General features: G+C 74.4%; 15 protein-coding genes. 8 read left to right on the forward strand and 7 right to left on the reverse strand.

What is annotated here, in order from left to right:
* Positions 1-114: 114 nt before the first annotated feature.
* Genes ACPU2J_RS06155 through ACPU2J_RS06165 form a run of 3 tightly spaced genes read left to right on the forward strand, consistent with a single transcriptional unit; the run spans position 115 to position 2,391 of the window.
* Positions 115-909: a LamB/YcsF family protein gene (locus ACPU2J_RS06155; RefSeq protein ID WP_423832921.1), complete on the forward strand. Its 795-nt coding sequence runs from the start codon at positions 115-117 to the stop codon at positions 907-909.
* Entirely contained in the window at positions 906-1,532 is a 627-nt protein-coding gene (locus ACPU2J_RS06160) for a 5-oxoprolinase subunit B family protein (RefSeq protein WP_420081419.1), read from the forward strand. Before ACPU2J_RS06155 ends, ACPU2J_RS06160 begins: the two co-directional genes overlap by 4 nt.
* On the forward strand, positions 1,525-2,391 hold the full coding sequence (locus ACPU2J_RS06165) for a biotin-dependent carboxyltransferase family protein (RefSeq protein ID WP_420081418.1): 867 nt from the start codon (positions 1,525-1,527) through the stop codon (positions 2,389-2,391). The genes ACPU2J_RS06160 and ACPU2J_RS06165 overlap by 8 nt, the downstream gene beginning before the upstream one ends.
* A 331-nt stretch (positions 2,392-2,722) precedes the next feature.
* Here ACPU2J_RS06165 and ACPU2J_RS06170 read toward each other — a convergent pair whose 3' ends face one another.
* Together ACPU2J_RS06170 and ACPU2J_RS06175 are read right to left on the reverse strand one after the other, a co-directional pair.
* Complete coding sequence (locus ACPU2J_RS06170) at positions 2,723-4,120, reverse strand: HEAT repeat domain-containing protein (RefSeq protein WP_361593853.1); 1,398 nt, start codon at positions 4,118-4,120, stop codon at positions 2,723-2,725.
* A gap of 320 nt (positions 4,121-4,440) precedes the next feature.
* Positions 4,441-4,857: an ankyrin repeat domain-containing protein gene (locus ACPU2J_RS06175; protein ID WP_361593851.1), complete on the reverse strand. Its 417-nt coding sequence runs from the start codon at positions 4,855-4,857 to the stop codon at positions 4,441-4,443.
* 303 nt (positions 4,858-5,160) lie between these two features.
* Here ACPU2J_RS06175 and ACPU2J_RS06180 point away from each other — a divergent pair, with 303 nt between their 5' ends.
* Positions 5,161-5,355, forward strand: coding sequence for a hypothetical protein (locus tag ACPU2J_RS06180; RefSeq protein ID WP_007262923.1), 195 nt, complete (start codon positions 5,161-5,163; stop codon positions 5,353-5,355).
* A gap of 100 nt (positions 5,356-5,455) precedes the next feature.
* Positions 5,456-7,066 (forward strand): hypothetical protein, encoded by a 1,611-nt coding sequence (locus ACPU2J_RS06185; protein WP_420081417.1) that lies wholly within the window; start codon positions 5,456-5,458, stop codon positions 7,064-7,066.
* 30 nt (positions 7,067-7,096) lie between these two features.
* Here ACPU2J_RS06185 and ACPU2J_RS06190 read toward each other — a convergent pair whose 3' ends face one another.
* On the reverse strand, positions 7,097-8,599 hold the full coding sequence (locus ACPU2J_RS06190; RefSeq protein ID WP_420081416.1) for a PLP-dependent aminotransferase family protein: 1,503 nt from the start codon (positions 8,597-8,599) through the stop codon (positions 7,097-7,099).
* Positions 8,600-8,782: 183 nt separating this feature from the next.
* On the opposite strand from ACPU2J_RS06190, the gene ACPU2J_RS06195 reads away from it, so the two are divergent.
* The 3 genes from ACPU2J_RS06195 to ACPU2J_RS06205 all read left to right on the forward strand — a co-directional run bounded on the left by ACPU2J_RS06195 (position 8,783) and on the right by ACPU2J_RS06205 (position 11,702).
* A complete protein-coding gene (locus tag ACPU2J_RS06195) occupies positions 8,783-9,553 on the forward strand; it encodes a glycerophosphodiester phosphodiesterase family protein (RefSeq protein WP_399820942.1) in 771 nt (256 codons plus the stop codon).
* A 68-nt stretch (positions 9,554-9,621) separates the two neighbouring features.
* Entirely contained in the window at positions 9,622-11,013 is a 1,392-nt protein-coding gene (locus ACPU2J_RS06200) for an MFS transporter (RefSeq protein ID WP_389077675.1), read from the forward strand.
* A gap of 314 nt (positions 11,014-11,327) precedes the next feature.
* Positions 11,328-11,702, forward strand: a complete 375-nt coding sequence (locus tag ACPU2J_RS06205; protein ID WP_007262928.1) for an RNA polymerase-binding protein RbpA — start codon at positions 11,328-11,330, stop codon at positions 11,700-11,702.
* Positions 11,703-11,795: 93 nt separating this feature from the next.
* Here the strand turns inward: ACPU2J_RS06205 and fxsA are convergent, their stop codons facing one another.
* From fxsA to ACPU2J_RS06225, 4 genes are all read right to left on the reverse strand, one after another.
* A complete protein-coding gene (gene fxsA / locus ACPU2J_RS06210; RefSeq protein WP_420081415.1) occupies positions 11,796-12,389 on the reverse strand; it encodes an FxsA family membrane protein in 594 nt (197 codons plus the stop codon).
* Between the two features lie 73 nt (positions 12,390-12,462).
* Positions 12,463-13,281: a polyprenol monophosphomannose synthase gene (locus ACPU2J_RS06215; protein WP_423832923.1), complete on the reverse strand. Its 819-nt coding sequence runs from the start codon at positions 13,279-13,281 to the stop codon at positions 12,463-12,465.
* A 331-nt stretch (positions 13,282-13,612) separates the two neighbouring features.
* The gene (locus tag ACPU2J_RS06220; protein WP_423832924.1) at positions 13,613-15,241 is read right to left on the reverse strand and encodes an amidohydrolase; all 1,629 of its coding nucleotides are present in this window, start codon (positions 15,239-15,241) and stop codon (positions 13,613-13,615) included.
* A 70-nt stretch (positions 15,242-15,311) separates the two neighbouring features.
* Entirely contained in the window at positions 15,312-15,752 is a 441-nt protein-coding gene (locus tag ACPU2J_RS06225; RefSeq protein WP_030240692.1) for an Lrp/AsnC family transcriptional regulator, read from the reverse strand.
* Positions 15,753-15,883: the final 131 nt, after the last annotated feature.

Here is a 15,883-nt window from a genome sequence, read left to right on the forward strand (position 1 = left end):
CACGGACAACATCCCAAACGGCATGGTTCGGCCGGATCGTCCCGCCGCCGCGGCGGGCCGGGGACCGGATCCGCGGCGGGCGCCGGGGCGGGGCGGCTGCTCTACGCTCAGCCCATGGATTCCATGATCGCATCCGCTCCGGTGATCGACCTCAACGCCGATCTCGGCGAGGGATTCGGACGCTGGACGCTCACCGACGACGAGGCCCTGCTCTCCGTCGTCACGAGCGCCAACGTCGCCTGCGGATTCCACGCCGGCGACCCGTCCATCATGCGCCGGGTCTGCGAGCTGGCCGCCGCACGGGGCGTACGGATCGGCGCCCAGGTCTCCTACCGCGATCTGGCGGGCTTCGGGCGGCGCGCCATGGACGTGCCGCCCGACGAGCTCGCCGACGAGGTCGCCTACCAGATCGGTGCGCTGGAGGTGTTCGCCCGGGCGGCCGGCTCCCGGGTGTCCTACGTGAAACCGCACGGGGCGCTCTACAACCGCACCGTGCACGACGCCGACCAGGCCGCCGCGGTCGTCGCCGGCGTCCGCCGCGCGGCCGGGCCGGGGACCACCGGGGGCCTGCCCGTGCTGGGCCTGCCCGGGTCGCTGCTGCTCTCCGCCGCCGAGGAGGCGGGGCTGACGCCCGTACCGGAGGCCTTCGCCGACCGTGCGTACACGCCCGGCGGGACGCTGGTGCCGCGCGCCGAGCCGGGCGCGGTCGTGCACGATCCGGACGCCGTCGTCGCCCGCGCCGTGCGGATGGCCGCCGGGCGCTCGGTGACGGCCGCGGACGGTTCGGAGGTGCCCGTGTCCGCCCGGTCGCTGTGCCTGCACGGGGACACCCCGGGCGCCTCGGGGCTCGCCCGGCGGGTCCGGGAGGCACTGGGCTCGGCCGGGGTCAGGGTGGAGGCGTTCACGTGAGGACGCGGGTGGTGGGGACGCGGGCGCTGCTGGTCGAGCTGGACTCGGCGCGGGAGGTGGCCGCGCTGCACGCGGAACTGCTGCGCCGCCGGGACGCCGGCGAGCTGGGCCCCGTCGAGGACCTGGTGCCGGCGGCGCGCACCGTGCTGCTGGACGGCGTACGGGACCCGGCCGCGCTCGGCGAGCGGATCGCGCGCTGGCAGGTGGAGCCGCTCGCCCCCGGGGAGGGGCCGCTCGTGACGGTCGCGGCGCGGTTCGACGGGCCGGACCTTCCGGAGGTGGCCCGGCTGTGGGGGGTGACGGCGCGGGAGGTGGCGCGGATCGTGACGGGGACGGAGTTCCGGGTGGCGTTCTGCGGGTTCGCGCCCGGGTTCGGCTACCTGACGGGGCTGCCGGAGCGGTTCCGCGTGCCGCGCCGGGACTCGCCCCGTACGGCGGTGCCGGCGGGCTCGCTGGCGCTGGCCGGGGAGTACGCCGGGGTGTACCCGCGCTCCTCCCCCGGCGGCTGGCAGCTGATCGGCTCCACGGACGCGGTGCTGTGGGACCCGGAGCGGGAACCGGCGGCGCTGTTCGCCCCGGGGGTCCGGGTGCGGTTCACGCAGGAGGGCGGGGGTCGTGGCTGAGCTGCTGGTGGTGCGGGCCGGGGCGCTGACCACCGTCCAGGACCGGGGCCGGCCCGGACACGCGCACCTGGGCGTCCCGCGCTCGGGGGCGCTCGACACGGCGGCGTACGCGCTGGCCAACCGGCTGCTGGGCAATCCGCCGGACGCGGCGGCGCTGGAGACGACCCTGGACGGGGTCGGGCTGCGCGCCCTCGGCGCGGTGACCGTGGCGGTCACCGGCGCCCCCTGTGCGGTACGGGTGGCGGGGCGCCCGGTGGCCTGGGGCGCCGGGGTGGCGCTGCCGGCGGGGGCGGTGCTGGAGGTGGGCCCGGCGCGGTCGGGGCTGCGCAGCTACGTCGCGGTGCGGGGAGGCCTGGCCGTCCCACCGGTCCTCGGCAGTCGCTCCACGGACCTGCTGTCGGGCCTGGGGCCGCCGCCGCTGTCGGACGGGGCGGTGCTGGCGGTGGGCGCGCCGGGCCCCGGCCCGGTGGCCCCGGGGGACGTGGCCCCGCTGCCCGGGCCGCCCGCGGAGCTGGTCCTCCCGCTGCGGCTCGGGCCGCGGGCGGACTGGTTCACCGGGGCCTCCCTCGCCGGTCTGTGGCGCTCGTCCTTCTCCGTGTCCCCGCGTTCCAACCGCATCGGCCTGCGCACGGAGGGCGGCCCCGCGCTGGTCCGCGCCCGGGCCGGGGAGCTGCCGAGCGAGGGGATGGTGCTGGGTGCGGTGCAGGTGCCGCCGGACGGGCTGCCGGTGGTGTTCCTGGCCGACCATCCGGTGACCGGCGGCTACCCGGTGGTGGGCGTGGTCCCGCCGGGCCCGGCCCTCGACGCGGCCGCGCAGGCCCGGCCGGGTACGCCAGTCCGGTTCGTGCGGGCCCGATGAAACGCTTTCGGGGGCTGCGGCCAAGTACCGGGCGAGGGGACCGAACGGATCCTGTGCAGGGGAGGAACCGGGTGCGCAGCCCACGACACGGGACCGGCCCGCCGGATCTCACGACGGCCGAGGGATTCGGGACGTTCTACGAGGACCACATCGACGCCGTGCTCGGCTTCGTCACCCGCCGGGGAGACCGCGAGGGTCACGCCCTGCGAGATCGAACCCGGGTGGGAGCCCTCCTCGCCGCCGAGCTGACCTTCGCGCGCGCCGGACGCGACGCGCCCGGGCTCCGTCGAGGCGGGCCCGGGCGCGGGGGTTCGGTGGTGCTCCGGGGGCGCTACACGGCCGACTCCGGGGCGATGCGGCTGCGGACGGCGGACTGCACGTCTTCCTCCTCGGCCGGGTCCGTCGCGAGACGGCGCAGGCGGGGGGCGACACGGGCGTCGGCGGTCTCGGCGTGCCGGGCGGCGACCTCGCGGGTGGTCTCCTCGCAGTCCCAGAGGCATTCGACGGCGAAGCCGGCCGCGAAGGAGGGGTCGGTGCTGGCGAGGGCCCGCGCGGCGCGGCCGCGCAGGTGGGACGAGGACGTCTCGCGGTAGATGTGGCGCAGGACGGGGGCCGCGCAGCCGATGGCCAGCCGGCCGGCGCCGTCCACGAGGGCGAACAGGCGGCCGGTGTCGGGGCCGGAGGCGCGGACGGTGGAGCGCAGGGCTCCGAGGACCAGGCCCGCGTCCTCGGCTCCGCCGCGGGCGGCGAGGACGGCCGCGGCGGCCTCCCCGAGCGCGTCGGGGCGGTGCACCCAGCGCCTGGCCCGGTCGACGGCCCCGGGGCCGCACATGCGCTCGTAGGCGGCGACGGCGGGCTCGTCGGCGGCCGCCTCGATGAGGTCCAGGACGGCCGGGTTCTCCGGCTCGGCGAGGACGAGGTGGTGCAGGGCGGTGGCGCGGGCGGCCTCGCCGTCGGCGCCGGCGGCGGCCGCGAGGATCGCGGAGCGGTCCTCGGGCTGTGCCACGGCGGCGAGGCAGCGGGCGGCGGGCACGTGCAGCGGGGTGCCGCGGCGCAAGCCGTCGGCGGCCCACTCGAAGACGGCCTGGACTCCCCAGCCGGGCCGGGGGCCGTTCGGGGTCAGCTGGCGCTGCCAGCGGTCGAAGGAGCCCTGCCGGCGGGCCGCGCTCAGGCGCTCGCCGTACTGCGGCAGCTCCTCCCACAGGCACCACGGCCGGGGCTCGTAGGCGTCGCGGACCGCGGCCGCCAGGTCCGCCTCGCCCTCGGCAGTGGCGGGGAAGCGGGCCAGGACGGAGCCGGCCAGGGACCGCAGGCCTTCGTCGTCGTCGCGCAGGGCGAGCTCGTCGAGGGCCCAGGCCCAGTTCGCCCCGGACGCGGCGTAGCGGCGCAGCAGCATGAGCGCGTCGTCGCGGCCGTACGAGGCCAGGTGGCCCAGGACGGACAGGGCGAGGCCCGTGCGGTGGTCCGTGTCGTCGACGAGGTCGTCGGCGCTGAAGAGGTGGCTCTCGATCTCGGCGAGGGGGCCGTCGAGGTCCAGGTAGAGCCTGGCGTAGTACAGCGAGCGGTTCTCGACCTGCCAGTCCTGGCGCGGATCGCGGAGCACGCACTGGTTGAGGGCCCGCAGGGCCTCCGCCCTGGGTGCCGCGAGTGCATGCAGCGTGCCGTCGCCACGGCCCCGCTGGAGGAGCCCGAGCAGGGTACCGCTCGGTGCTATGACTGGTTCGAACATGGGAATGGCCTCAAATCAAGCTGGGGACGCAACCGGGAATCGGGATTCACAGGGCCGCGTAACAGCATGTGAGGACGTCCGCCGTCTTGTTCCGCTCGATGTAGACCATTGCCTTCTCACTCTCGTCGGTGGTTCGTGACCAGGCGCCCGGGCGGGGCCGGGACACCCTTCGTGTCCTGCCCCTCCTGCCCGTCCGCCGTACTCGCGAATCGAATCCGACGCCATGATGACCCAGGCGGTTTGTGTGCCGCGACCACATTTACGGCCGCCGTGATCAACCTGTGAGGTCCGTGGCGGCCCCGGCCCGGGAAAAAAGCGGACTATGCGGCTCCGAAGAGTTCCAGCAGGTCGGCCTTGGCGAACATGCGCGCCGTGTCCACTGCGGAGGGGGTTCCGGCGTTCGGGTCGGCCCCTCCGGCGAGCAGGGCGCGGATGACGGCCTCCTCGCCCTTGAACACCGCGCCGGCGAGCGGGGTCTGGCCACGGTCGTTGGCGCGGTCGGCCTCGGCGCCGCGGGCCAGGAGGACCGTGACGGTGTCGGCGTGGCCGTGGTAGGCGGCAAGCATGACGAGGGTGTCACCGCGGTCGTTGGTGAGGTTCGCCGGGACCCCGGCGTCGAGGTACGCGGCGAGCTGTGCGCTCTCGCCCTGCCGGGCGAGGTCGAAGATCTTGGTGGCCAGTTCGATGACGTCCTCGTCGGGGGTCTCCGGAGAGGTGCCTTCGGTGTGCTCGCTCATCGCGCGTACCGCCTTTCACTCGCTGCTGGCATGAAGCTTCCCCAGGCCGTGCGGGCAGGGGGGCGCACGGCACTGCGTCCGTACGGGTGAATCGTCAGGGTAGCGCCCTGGCCTGCACGGCTCCGGGCCGGTCCGGGGCGTGGATCACCCCGGAGCCCCTCCGGGCCGGGCGCGCCAGCCGGAGTGGGCCGGTCAAGTGAAAAACCCCAGGATTCACCCGTATGCACCTTTTTTCGCATTGATACTTCCTGTGAGCCTGGAACAACTGATGGTGACTGTCCCCACCAACCAGGAGAACTCCTCATGGTCCTGTCCATCTCAGGCGTGGTCCTGCTCGGCATCATCTGCTTCCTCTTCTTCAAGAAGGACGGGATGAAGCTGACGCACGCGTTCGTCTGCGCGCTCTTCGGCTTCTTCCTCGCCGGCTCCGCCATCGCCCCGAGCATCACGGCGAGCACCGCGAGCCTCGCGAGCCTCCTCGGCGGGATCAAGCTCTAGGCGGTGTCCGCCTGGGCCGGACCCACCCGGTCCGGCCACCGCACAGCCACACCGGCACCACCCGGAACACCGCTCATCACCACAACTCCAGGAGACGCCCGTGGCCCGGCGCCCACTTCCCCGCATCCTCAGCAGCGGCACCGCGTCGCTGACCCGGGGCCGCGACCTCGCTCGCACGGCCGCCGACAACGCCACGGACGTCCTCCACCCCCTGCTCGTCATCGCCCGCGGCCTGCGCATCCTGGCCGCGACCGGGCGGCGAAAGTGGTCGGCCACCCCCAAGGACAAGCGCGGTCCCGCGCTGTTCCTGGCGGCCTCCTGCGTCCTCGTCGTCGCCCTCGTCCCCTACGGGCCGCTCCTCGCCATGATCACCCTCATGGCGGCGGCGGCCTGGTACGGGCGCGACCGCACCCCGGCGAAGACCGGCCCCAGCGAAGCCGAGTCGGAACGGCTCGCCGCCCTCTACGAAGCGCTCGTCCCCTACTTCTCCGTCCCCGAGGACCCCAGCCCGCTCTTCACCCACGGCGGGGAGTGGGACAAGGCCTTCAGCGGCCACACGTTCGACGCGGCGGGCCGGATCACCCGGCTCCGCATCCGCTACCCCGCCTACTTCACCGACGGCGAGGCCGCCTCGCGCGCCCGGATCGAGGCGCTGCTGCACGCCAAGTCCGGACGCGGCCGCGAGTACCTCTTCGACTGGGACGAGGAGGGCAACCAGCTCGACCTCTCCGTGCTGGAGGCGCTCCCGACGGGCATCGCCGCCCAGCCGTTCGTCACCTCACCCGGGGAGGCCGTCCTCGGCTTCACCGACTCCACCGCCGTGCAGCGCACCCTGCCCGTACAGGACGGCGACCGGCCGCGCGACGTCCCGCCCGTCGTCTGGCGCACCGGGCCCCGCTCCACCGAACCCCACCTGCTGGCCGTCGGGCGTCCCGGCAGCGGCGCCTCCACCCTCCTGCGCTCCCTCGCCCTCCAGGCCCTGCGCCACGACGCGGACGTCCTGGTCGTCGACGGAGGGGGCAACGGCGAGTACGCCTGCCTGGTGGGCCGCAGCGGGGTCCTCGCCGTGGAGTGCGGGCCGGTCGGCGCGCTCGCCACCCTGGAATGGGCCGCGCAGGAGACCGAACGCAGGCTCATCGCCCTCCACCGGGCCCGCGAGGCGGGCCGCCCTGCGCCCGAGGACACCCGGCGCCCCCTGTGGATCCTGCTGGACCAGCCCAGCGTGCTCGCCCACCTCGCGGTCGCCGAGGGCGGCCCCGACCCGCTGGCCCAGCTCCAGGTGCCGCTGCGCCACGGGCGGGCCGCCCACGTCACGGTGGCGGTGGCCGAGCGCTCCGACCACCTGGAACTGCTGCACGACGCCGTGTGGCAGCACACCCGCGCCCGGATCGTGCTCGGCCCGGCCGGCGTCCAGGAGATCGCCGACGTCCTGGGACTGCCGCCGCACACCACTCCGCCGGCCCTCGTCCCGCCCGGCCGCGGCTACGCCAGGCTCGGCACCGGCCCGGTGTACCGGCTCCAGGTCCCCGCCACCCCCGACCCGTACGACGAGGCCGCGCACCCGGAGCACCGCCAGGCCGTGCTGGAACTGCTGCCCGAACGGCACCAGGACGGCGGCCCGGCCGCGAAGCCCCTCCCCGGGCAGCCGGCGGCGCAGGTGCCGGCCGTCGGCACGGCGGACGCCCCCGGGGCACACGCCGAAACGCCCTAGACGACGCCCCGGGTTAGGAGCCCGGCCCCGCTACGCCACGAACGTGCGCGGGGGCTCGGCTCCGCTGCCGCCCGCACCCGTGCCGACCAGCCGGGCCGCCGCCGCCAGCCGCGCCGCCGCCTCCTCGGCCACGGGCCCGCCGACGGTGAACGGCAGCCGGACGTACCCCTCGAAGGCGCCGTCCACGCCGAAGCGGGGCCCCGAGGGGACCCGTACGCCGACCCGCTCCCCCACCTCCGCCAGCCGGGAGCCGGACAGCCCGCCCGCGCGGGCCCACAGGGTCAGTCCGCCCGCGGGGACCTCGAACTCCCAGTCCGGCAGCTCCCGGCGGACGGCCGCGACCAGCGCGTCCCGGTTCTCCCGGGCCTGCTGCCGGCGCAACCCGACGGCCTCCCGCCAGCCGCCGGTCCGCATCAGCCAGTTCACCGCGAGCTGCTCCAGCACCGGGGTGCCGAGGTCCGCGTAGGCGCGCGCGGCGACCAGGCTGCGGATCACGTCGGGGGCGGCCCTGACCCAGCCGATCCGCATGCCGGCCCAGAAGGCCTTGCTGGCCGACCCGACGGTGATCACGGTGCTGCCGGCCGGGTCGAACGCGCACACCGGCCGCGGCATCCGCAGGTCAGGGTCGAGCCCGAGCTCCACCATCGTCTCGTCGGCGACCAGGACAGTCCCGGCGGACCGGGCGGCCTCGACCATGGCGCGGCGCTGGTCCTCCGAGGCCAGGGCCCCGGTGGGGTTGTGGAAGTCGGCGACGACGTAGGCGAGCCGGGGCGCCGAGTCGCGCAGCACCTGCCGCCACACGTCCATGTCCCAGCCGCCCAGCCCGTCGGCCATGGCGACGGGCACGAGGCGGACCCCGGCGGCGCGCATGAGCTGGAGGATGTTGGCGTAGGAGGGGGACTCGACGGCGATCCGCTCCCCCCGCCCGGCGAACAGGCTGCAGATCGCGTCGATGGCGCCCATCGCCCCGGTGGTCACCATGATCTGCTCGGGCATGGTGGGGATGCCCTGCTCGGTGTAGCGGTCGGCGAGCATCCGGCGCAGCGCGGGCAGGCCCGCCGGATAGTCGCCGTGGGTGTGCGCGTAGGGCGGCAGCTCCTCCAGCGCTCCCTGGACGGCCTTGGTGAGCCAGGGCTCGGGGGCCGGGAGGGCGGCACAGCCGAGGTCGATCATCGAGCCCAGGGACTCGGGCGGCAGCGGCTCCAGGCCGCGGGCGGGCAGCGGGTTCCCGGCCGGGACCGAGGTCCAGCTGCCGGCGCCGCGGCGGGACTCCAGGAAGCCCTCGCCGCGCAGGGCCTCGTAGGCGGCGGCGACGGTCGTACGGCTGAGGGACAGGGCGACGGCGAGTTCCCGCTCGGCGGGCAGCCGGGCGGCCACGGGGACGCGTCCTTCGAGGACGAGGAGCCGGATCCCGTCGGCGAGGCTGCGGTAGGCGGGCGGCTTGCGGGCGCCCGGCACGGCGGTCCGCTCCTGCTGCGACGTGATCAGGCGCGCGAGCTGTGCGGCACCGACCGCTGAGGTCCATTCGGCCATGGCGTCCGGTCCACTTTCCTCGGATTGGCACCGGCACGGTCCGCCGGAACCCTGGATTGGATTGCTCTCCGGGGCACAGCGTGCCACGATCCAGTCCACTCGCACCAGGGGCCGGACACCCCCTCCCGTCTCCCGTTCACCTGGCGTACCACCGGCACCGCCCGGCAGGGGGATACTGCCGCCGTGACGCACGTACGCCTTCGCCACCCGTATCTGGACCACCCGGCTCCGATCCCCTTCGCGCACCGGGGAGGTGCCGCGGACGGGCTGGAGAACACCGCCGCCGCCTTCCGTCGGGCCGCGGAGGCGGGCTACCGCTACTTCGAGACCGACGTGCACGCCACGCTCGACGGGAAACTCGTGGCCTTCCACGACTCGACCCTGGACCGGGTCACGGACGGCCGGGGCCGGATCGCCGAGCAGACCTGGAAGCAGGTGCGGGAGGCCCGCGTGGGCGGCACCGAGCCCCTGCCGCTGTTCGAGGAGCTGCTCGAGGAGTTCCCGGACGCCCGCTGGAACATCGACGTCAAGGCCGAATCGGCGCTGCACCCGCTGGTCAACCTGATCGCGCGGACCGGCGTGTGGGACCGGGTGTGCGTGGGCTCCTTCTCGGAGAGCAGGGTGGCCCGCGCCCAGCGGATCGCCGGGCCCAGGCTGGCCACCTCCTACGGGGTGCGCGGGGTGGTCGGCCTGCGGCTGCGCTCGTACGCGATCCCGGCGGCGCTGCGCGTGGGGGCGGTGGCCGCGCAGGTCCCCGAGACCCAGGCGGGCATCCGGGTGGTAGACCGGCGCTTCGTACGGACGGCGCACGCGCGGGGCCTCCAGGTGCACGTGTGGACCGTGAACGAACCGGAACGCATGGAGGCTCTCCTCGACCTGGGTGTCGATGGCATCATGACCGACCGGATCGACATCTTGCGCACGGTGCTGGACCGGCGCGGGGTCTGGGCCTGACGCGCCCACGGACCCCGCGCGGGCCGCGGCGGCCGCTGCGGCACGGGATCAATCAGGGGGACACCGAGTTGAGCGCGGACAACGGCAGCAAGACCGAGGAAGCGGAACCGGGGGCGGACGGCGAGAGAACGCCCGCGGCCGCGACGGCGGCGCGCAAGCGGGAACAGCGGGGCTGGTACTTCTACGACTTCGCCGTGTCGGTGTACTCGGCGAGCGTGCTCACCGTGTTCCTCGGGCCGTACCTGACGTCGGTGGCGAAGGCGGCGGCCGACGCCGAGGGCTTCGTGCACCCGCTGGGCATCCCGGTGCGGGCCGGCTCCTACTTCGCCTACTCGGTGTCGGCCTCGGTGATCCTCGCCGTGCTGCTGATGCCCCTGGCGGGGGCGGTCGCGGACCGGACCGGCCGCAAGAAGCCCCTGCTGGCGGTGGCCGCCTACCTGGGGGCCGCGGCCACGACGGGCATGTTCTTCCTGGGCGGCGAGCGCTACCTGCTGGGCGGGCTGCTGCTGATCGTGGCGAACGCCTCGCTGTCGGTCTCGATGGTCCTCTACAACGCCTACCTGCCGCAGATCTCCACCCCGGACGAGCGGGACACCGTCTCCTCGCGCGGCTGGGCGTTCGGCTACACCGCGGGCTCGCTGATGCTCGTCATGAACCTGGCCCTGTACCTGGGGCACGACGCGATCGGCATCTCGGAGGGGATGGCCGTCCGGATCTGCCTGGCTTCCGCGGGTCTGTGGTGGGGTGCCTTCGCGCTGATCCCGCTGCGCAGGCTGCGGGACCGGGCCGTGGTCCGGGAGCCGGGGGCGGCCCCGGCCGTGAGCGGCTGGAAGCAGCTCGTCGCCACCTTCAAGGACATGCGGCGCTACCCGCTGACCCTGTCGTTCCTGCTCGCCTACCTGATCTACAACGACGGCGTGCAGACGGTGATCTCCCAGGCCTCCATCTACGGCTCGGAGGAGCTGCAGCTGGACCAGTCCACCCTGATCGGCGCGGTGCTGCTGGTGCAGGTGCTGGCGGTCGGCGGGGCGCTCGGCATGGGCCGGCTGGCCCGGATCTACGGCGCCAAGCGCACGATCCTGGGCTCGCTCGCCGCGTGGGCGGTGACCCTGGCGGTCGGCTACTTCCTGCCGGCGCGGACGCCCGTCTGGTTCTTCGCGCTGGCCGCGATGATCGGGCTGGTGCTCGGCGGCAGCCAGGCGCTGTCGCGGTCGCTGTTCTCGCACCTGGTCCCCGCGGGCAAGGAGGCGGAGTACTTCTCCGCGTACGAGATGAGCGACCGCGGTCTGAGCTGGGTGGGGCCGCTGGTCTTCGGCCTGACCTACCAGGTGACCGGTAGCTACCGGGACGCGATCATCTCGCTGGTCGCGTTCTTCGCACTGGGGTTCCTGCTGCTGGCGCGAGTGCCGGTGCGGCGCGCGGTGGAGGCGGCGGGCAATCCTGTACCGGAACGGATCTGAGGACGGCGCCGCGGCCCCGCCGGGCTCGGATCCACGAACGAATTCCGAACGGATTTAGACGTTGAAGCAAAGGGCCGGTAGTGTACGCCTTTGGCCTGCCAGGCGGACCGTTACTGCGCGCTCAGGAAGCGTGGACGTTGGGTGACATCTGCTGCCAGATGTGACAAAACGGGCACTGGTGGGTACAACAAGGGGCGGCACGACGGGCGACGCACGACCCGGAGCGGGAATCTATACCGCCGACCGGACGTTGACCGGATGACGACGACAGCGACACCTGTCCTGTGGGCGACAAAGCCCGGGAGGCACGATTCATGAGTGAGCGAGCTCTCCGCGGTACGCGCCTCGTGGTTACCAGCTACGAGACGGACCGCGGCATCGATCTGGCCCCGCGCCAGGCGGTGGAGTACGCATGCCAGAACGGACATCGATTTGAGATGCCGTTCTCGGTTGAGGCAGAAATTCCGCCGGAGTGGGAGTGCAAGGCGTGCGGCGCCATGGCACTCCTGGTCGACGGGGACGGGCCCGAAGAGAAGAAGGGCAAGCCCGCGCGAACGCACTGGGACATGCTCATGGAGCGACGCACCCGCGAGGAGCTGGAGGAAGTGCTGGCCGAACGGCTGGCGGTCCTGCGCTCCGGCGCCATGAACATTGCCGTGCATCCGCGGGACAGCCGCAAGTCCGCCTGACAGCCGGACACCGCACGAAGCCGAGGGGCCCCGCCACATCAGTGGCGGGGCCCCTCGGCGTGCCCTGTCCCCCGCGCGCGGCGGGGGCCGCCCTCACGGGGCCAGGGGCGGGCGGTACGTCGTGTCGGGGCCCGGGGAGCCCTCCGGCCGGTCCTCGCGGATGACCTCTCCCTGGACGACCTTGCCGTCCGGGTGGTGGATGCGGGCCTGCTGGAAGGCGTCGCCGAAGCTCCCCGCGGGTGCCGCGGACATCTTCCGCTCCAGCGAGCGGGCGAACCGACGGCCCGCCCAGGCCCGGACGGGAGGCAGCAGCAGGAGCAGGCCCACCACGTCGGAGAGCAGGCCGGGCAGCATCAGCAGCAGGCCGGCCAGCATGGTGAGGCCGTTGCCCCGGCCGGGCTGCTGCGGCACCGGCTGCTTGCCCTGCTGGGCCTGCTGAAAGGTGTCGGTCAGGTTCTTGAAGGCCCGCCGTCCGGCGCGCTTGATCACCACCGCGCCGAGGACGATCCCGCCCACGATCAGAGCAGCCACGGCCAGCCCGCCGGCCGCCTCGGCGACCACGCCGAGCAGCCAGATCTCCAGGATGAGCCAGGCGGCGACCGCCAGGGGGAGGAAGGTTCGGGCGGTCGAGCGCCGCCGGGGGGCGGTCGGATGTCCCGTCCGCAGGGATCCAGTGCCGGTCGTCATACCACCCAGTGTGCCTGGGACGGCATAAAGACGTCCTCAGCCGGAGGTACCGGACGGCCCCTAGGGGCCTGCGTCAGCGCGGAGGGGGCCCACCTGTCTCCCCGCCGGCCCCCTGGCCGAGGTGCTTGCCGGGGTCCTTGCCGAGGAGCTTGGCAGCCTGGGCCCTGAGCCCCCACTGGGTGACCCGCCACAGTGCCTCCACCACGATGTCCTTGCTCATCTTGCTGTCGCCGAACTCCCGCTCGACGAACGTGATGGGCACCTCCACCACCCGGTAGCCCTTCGCCACGGCCCGGCGCGCCAGGTCGACCTGGAAGCAGTAGCCGGCCGAGGCCACCTCCTCCAGGCCCAGGCCCTCCAGGGTCTCCCGCCGGAAGGCCCGGTAGCCGCCGGTCACGTCCCGGATCGGGACGTCCAGCATCAGCCGCGAGTACGTGGACCCGCCGCGCGAGAGGAACTCCCGGCTCTTGGGCCAGTTGACGACACGGCCGCCGGGCACCCAGCGCGAGCCGAGGACCAGGTCGGCGCCGGCCAGGGCCGTGAGCAGCCGGGGCAGCTCCTCCGGCTGGTGGGACCCGTCGGCGTCCATCTCCACGATCACGCCGTACCCGGCCTCCAGGGCCCAGACGAAGCCCGCCAGGTAGGCGGCGCCCAGTCCCTCCTTGCCCTTGCGGTGCAGTACGTGGACCTGGTCGTCGCCCGCCGCGAGCTCGTCGGCGAGCTTGCCGGTGCCGTCGGGGCTGTTGTCGTCGGCGACCAGGACGTGGGCCTCGGGAACCGCCGCCCGGACACGGCCGACGATCAGCCCGATGTTCTCCGCCTCGTTGTAGGTCGGAATGATCACCAGGGCCGTTCCGAGCGGGCCATGGGTCCGCTGTCCGCCGTCACTCACTGAGTCCCCTTTTGTGCTCGCGCACGTCCTGTACGTCTGGTCGCAGTGAATGACTCTAGAACATCGGCCGCCGCCGCCCCCGGCGGTGCGGGTGATCGGGGCCGGCGGTCCTTCGGGCCGGCCGGACGCCCGCTGGCTGCGGGTCGCCCCGACCGTTGTCTACTGGACCGCCGGGCACCGACCTGGGGCCACCCGCCGCCCGGCGAAACCTTCCCTCGCCCCCGAGGCGCGGGCGCGCTGAGCAGACGGAACCGTCCGGCACGACGTCCGTGGTGGACCCGGCCGAACCTATCCGGGTCCGGCCGCCCGCATCGAACCGAGGCCGACCGGATCACCCCTGTGGGCGTACGAATACCTCCCGCCCGCCGACGACCGTGGCCAGGCACACCGGCAGTTCGGAGCCGGGCGTCAGGTCGGGCAGCCCGGGGGTGCCCGAGCGGGGGTCGGTGGACCAGCGGGCCACCCGGTCGTCGGGCGCCTGGACCACCAGGTCGCCCGTCCGCCAGACCGCGTAGTCGGCCGGGGCGCCGGGGACGAGGACCCCCGCGTCGTCGCGGCCCAGCGCGCGCCAGCCCCCCCGGGTGTGCGCGGTGAAGCCCGCCCGGACCGAGATCCGGTGCTCGGGCGTCCGGTGGAACGCCGCCGCCCGGACGGTCCCCCAGGGATCCAGCGGGGTGACCGGCGCGTCCGATCCGAAGGCCAGCGGCACACCCGCCTTCAGCATGGCCGCGTACGGATTGAGGGTACGGGCGCGCTCGGCGCCGAGCCGGTCCGCGTACATGCCGTCCTCGCCGCCCCAGGCCGCGTCGAAGGCCGGCTGCACGGAGGCGGTCAGGCCCAGCTCGGCGAAGGCGGCGATCGTGGCCGGCGTCATCATCTCGGCGTGCTCCACGCGGTGCCGGGCCGCGCGGACCCGGTTCAGCCCCACCTTCTCGGCCGCCGCGCGCACGCCCTCCACGACGGCGGAGACCGCCGCGTCGCCGATCGCGTGGAAACCGGCCTGGAGTCCCTCCTCGGTGCAGGCGGCCACGTGCTCGGCGACGGCGAGCGCGTCCAGGTACTCGGTGCCCGTGTGCGGGACGTCGGCGTACGGGGCGTGCAGGCAGGCGGTGTGCGAGCCCAGGGCGCCGTCCACGAAGAGGTCGCCGGCGGCCCCCACGGCGCCCAGCTCCCGCGCCAGGGCCAGGTCCCGGTCCGCCCAGTAGCCGAAGACCCGCGGCCCGGGCCGCTCGGCGGCCAGGGCCAGCAGACCCGTGAAGTCCTCCGCGGAGGAGATGTCCGGCCCGCCGCACTCGTGCACGGAACCGATGCCGAGGGAGGCCGCCCGGTCCAGCGCCGCCCGCTGGGCCTCGGCGCGCTGGGCCGGGGTCACCGCCGCCAGGGCCGCCCGCCGCACCGCGTGGTGGTCGTCGGCGGTCAGCGGCAGGTCCCCCTCGGGCCGGACCCCGGGGACCAGGTCGAGCAGGGCCGTCGTGACCACGGCCGAGTGCACGTCCACCCGGCTCAGATAGAGGGGACGGCCGCCCGCGGCCTCGTCGAGCTCGCCGCGGCGCGGCGCGCGGCGCTCCGGCCAGCGGGAGGCGTCCCAGCCGTGCCCGAGCAGCACCCGGTCACCGGGCCGGCCCGCGGCGTAATCCCGTACGAGGTCCAGCGCGGCGGCCAGGGACGGCGCTCCGGAGAGGTCCAGGCCGGTGAGGGCCAGACCGGTGGAGGTGGTGTGCACGTGGGCGTCGGTGAAGGCGGGCGTCACCAGCGCGCCGCCGAGGTCGACGACCTCGTCGACCCCCTGCGCGAAGGCGTCGGCCGCGCCCTCGGAACCGACCCAGGCGATGTGGCCGCGCTCGACGACCACCGCCGTGGCGAAGGGATCGGCGGGGCTGTGTACCTCGCCCCCGCGGAGAAGGACGGTCCTGGTCGGCGCTCCGGCGGCTTCGGCGGAGTGGGCGGTGCGGTCAGTCATGCCGACCAGTGTCCCGCGTCGCCCCGGACCCGCCGACCGCCGGGTCCCCCGCGGGGAACCGGCAGGCCCCTCAGACGCGGGGCGGGCGGGCCTCGTAGGGCGTGGACAGGACCACCGTCGTACGTGTCGAGACGTGCGCGAGGGCGCGCAGCCGGCCCAGGAGGTCCTCCAGCTCCAGTGGCGTGGCCACGCGGACCTTCAGGATGTAGTTCTCGTCGCCCGCCACGCTGTGGCAGGCCTCGATCTCGGGGACGCCCGCCAGCCGCTCGGCGATGTCGTCCGGGGCGCTCGGATCGAACGGTTTGACCGAGATGAAAGCGGTCAGCGGCAGGCCCACGGCCTCCGGGTCGACCACGGCCGCGTAGCCGCGGATCACCCCGCGCTGCTCCAGTCGGCGTACCCGCTGATGGACTGCCGACGTGGACAGTCCCGTGGCCTTGCCCAGATCCGTGTAGCTCATCCGCCCGTCCCGCACGAGCAGATCCACGATCTGGCGGTCCAGCTCCTCCATTGCGCTCATAGCCGCACAACTTACGGCCCAACGGCACCTCAGGCACAGTGCTGTCCGCCCACTGGAGGCATCTGCGCCAGGCATGTGACGAAGGCCACATGGGTATGCAGGTGGAGGCCGGCTTGTTGTGG

Source organism: Streptomyces manipurensis (assembly GCF_049570255.1).
Classification (GTDB): Bacteria; Actinomycetota; Actinomycetes; order Streptomycetales; family Streptomycetaceae; genus Streptomyces; species Streptomyces manipurensis.

Coding starts and splice junctions, on each gene's coding strand:
- ACPU2J_RS06155 (WP_423832921.1), top strand. CDS start 115: ATGGATTCCATGATCGCATCCGCTCCGGTGATCGACCTCAACGCCGAT.
- ACPU2J_RS06170 (WP_361593853.1), bottom strand. CDS start 4,120: ATGTTCGAACCAGTCATAGCACCGAGCGGTACCCTGCTCGGGCTCCTC.
- ACPU2J_RS06175 (WP_361593851.1), bottom strand. CDS start 4,857: ATGAGCGAGCACACCGAAGGCACCTCTCCGGAGACCCCCGACGAGGAC.
- ACPU2J_RS06180 (WP_007262923.1), top strand. CDS start 5,161: ATGGTCCTGTCCATCTCAGGCGTGGTCCTGCTCGGCATCATCTGCTTC.
- ACPU2J_RS06190 (WP_420081416.1), bottom strand. CDS start 8,599: ATGGCCGAATGGACCTCAGCGGTCGGTGCCGCACAGCTCGCGCGCCTG.
- ACPU2J_RS06205 (WP_007262928.1), top strand. CDS start 11,328: ATGAGTGAGCGAGCTCTCCGCGGTACGCGCCTCGTGGTTACCAGCTAC.
- fxsA (WP_420081415.1), bottom strand. CDS start 12,389: ATGACGACCGGCACTGGATCCCTGCGGACGGGACATCCGACCGCCCCC.
- ACPU2J_RS06220 (WP_423832924.1), bottom strand. CDS start 15,241: ATGACTGACCGCACCGCCCACTCCGCCGAAGCCGCCGGAGCGCCGACC.
- ACPU2J_RS06225 (WP_030240692.1), bottom strand. CDS start 15,752: ATGGAGGAGCTGGACCGCCAGATCGTGGATCTGCTCGTGCGGGACGGG.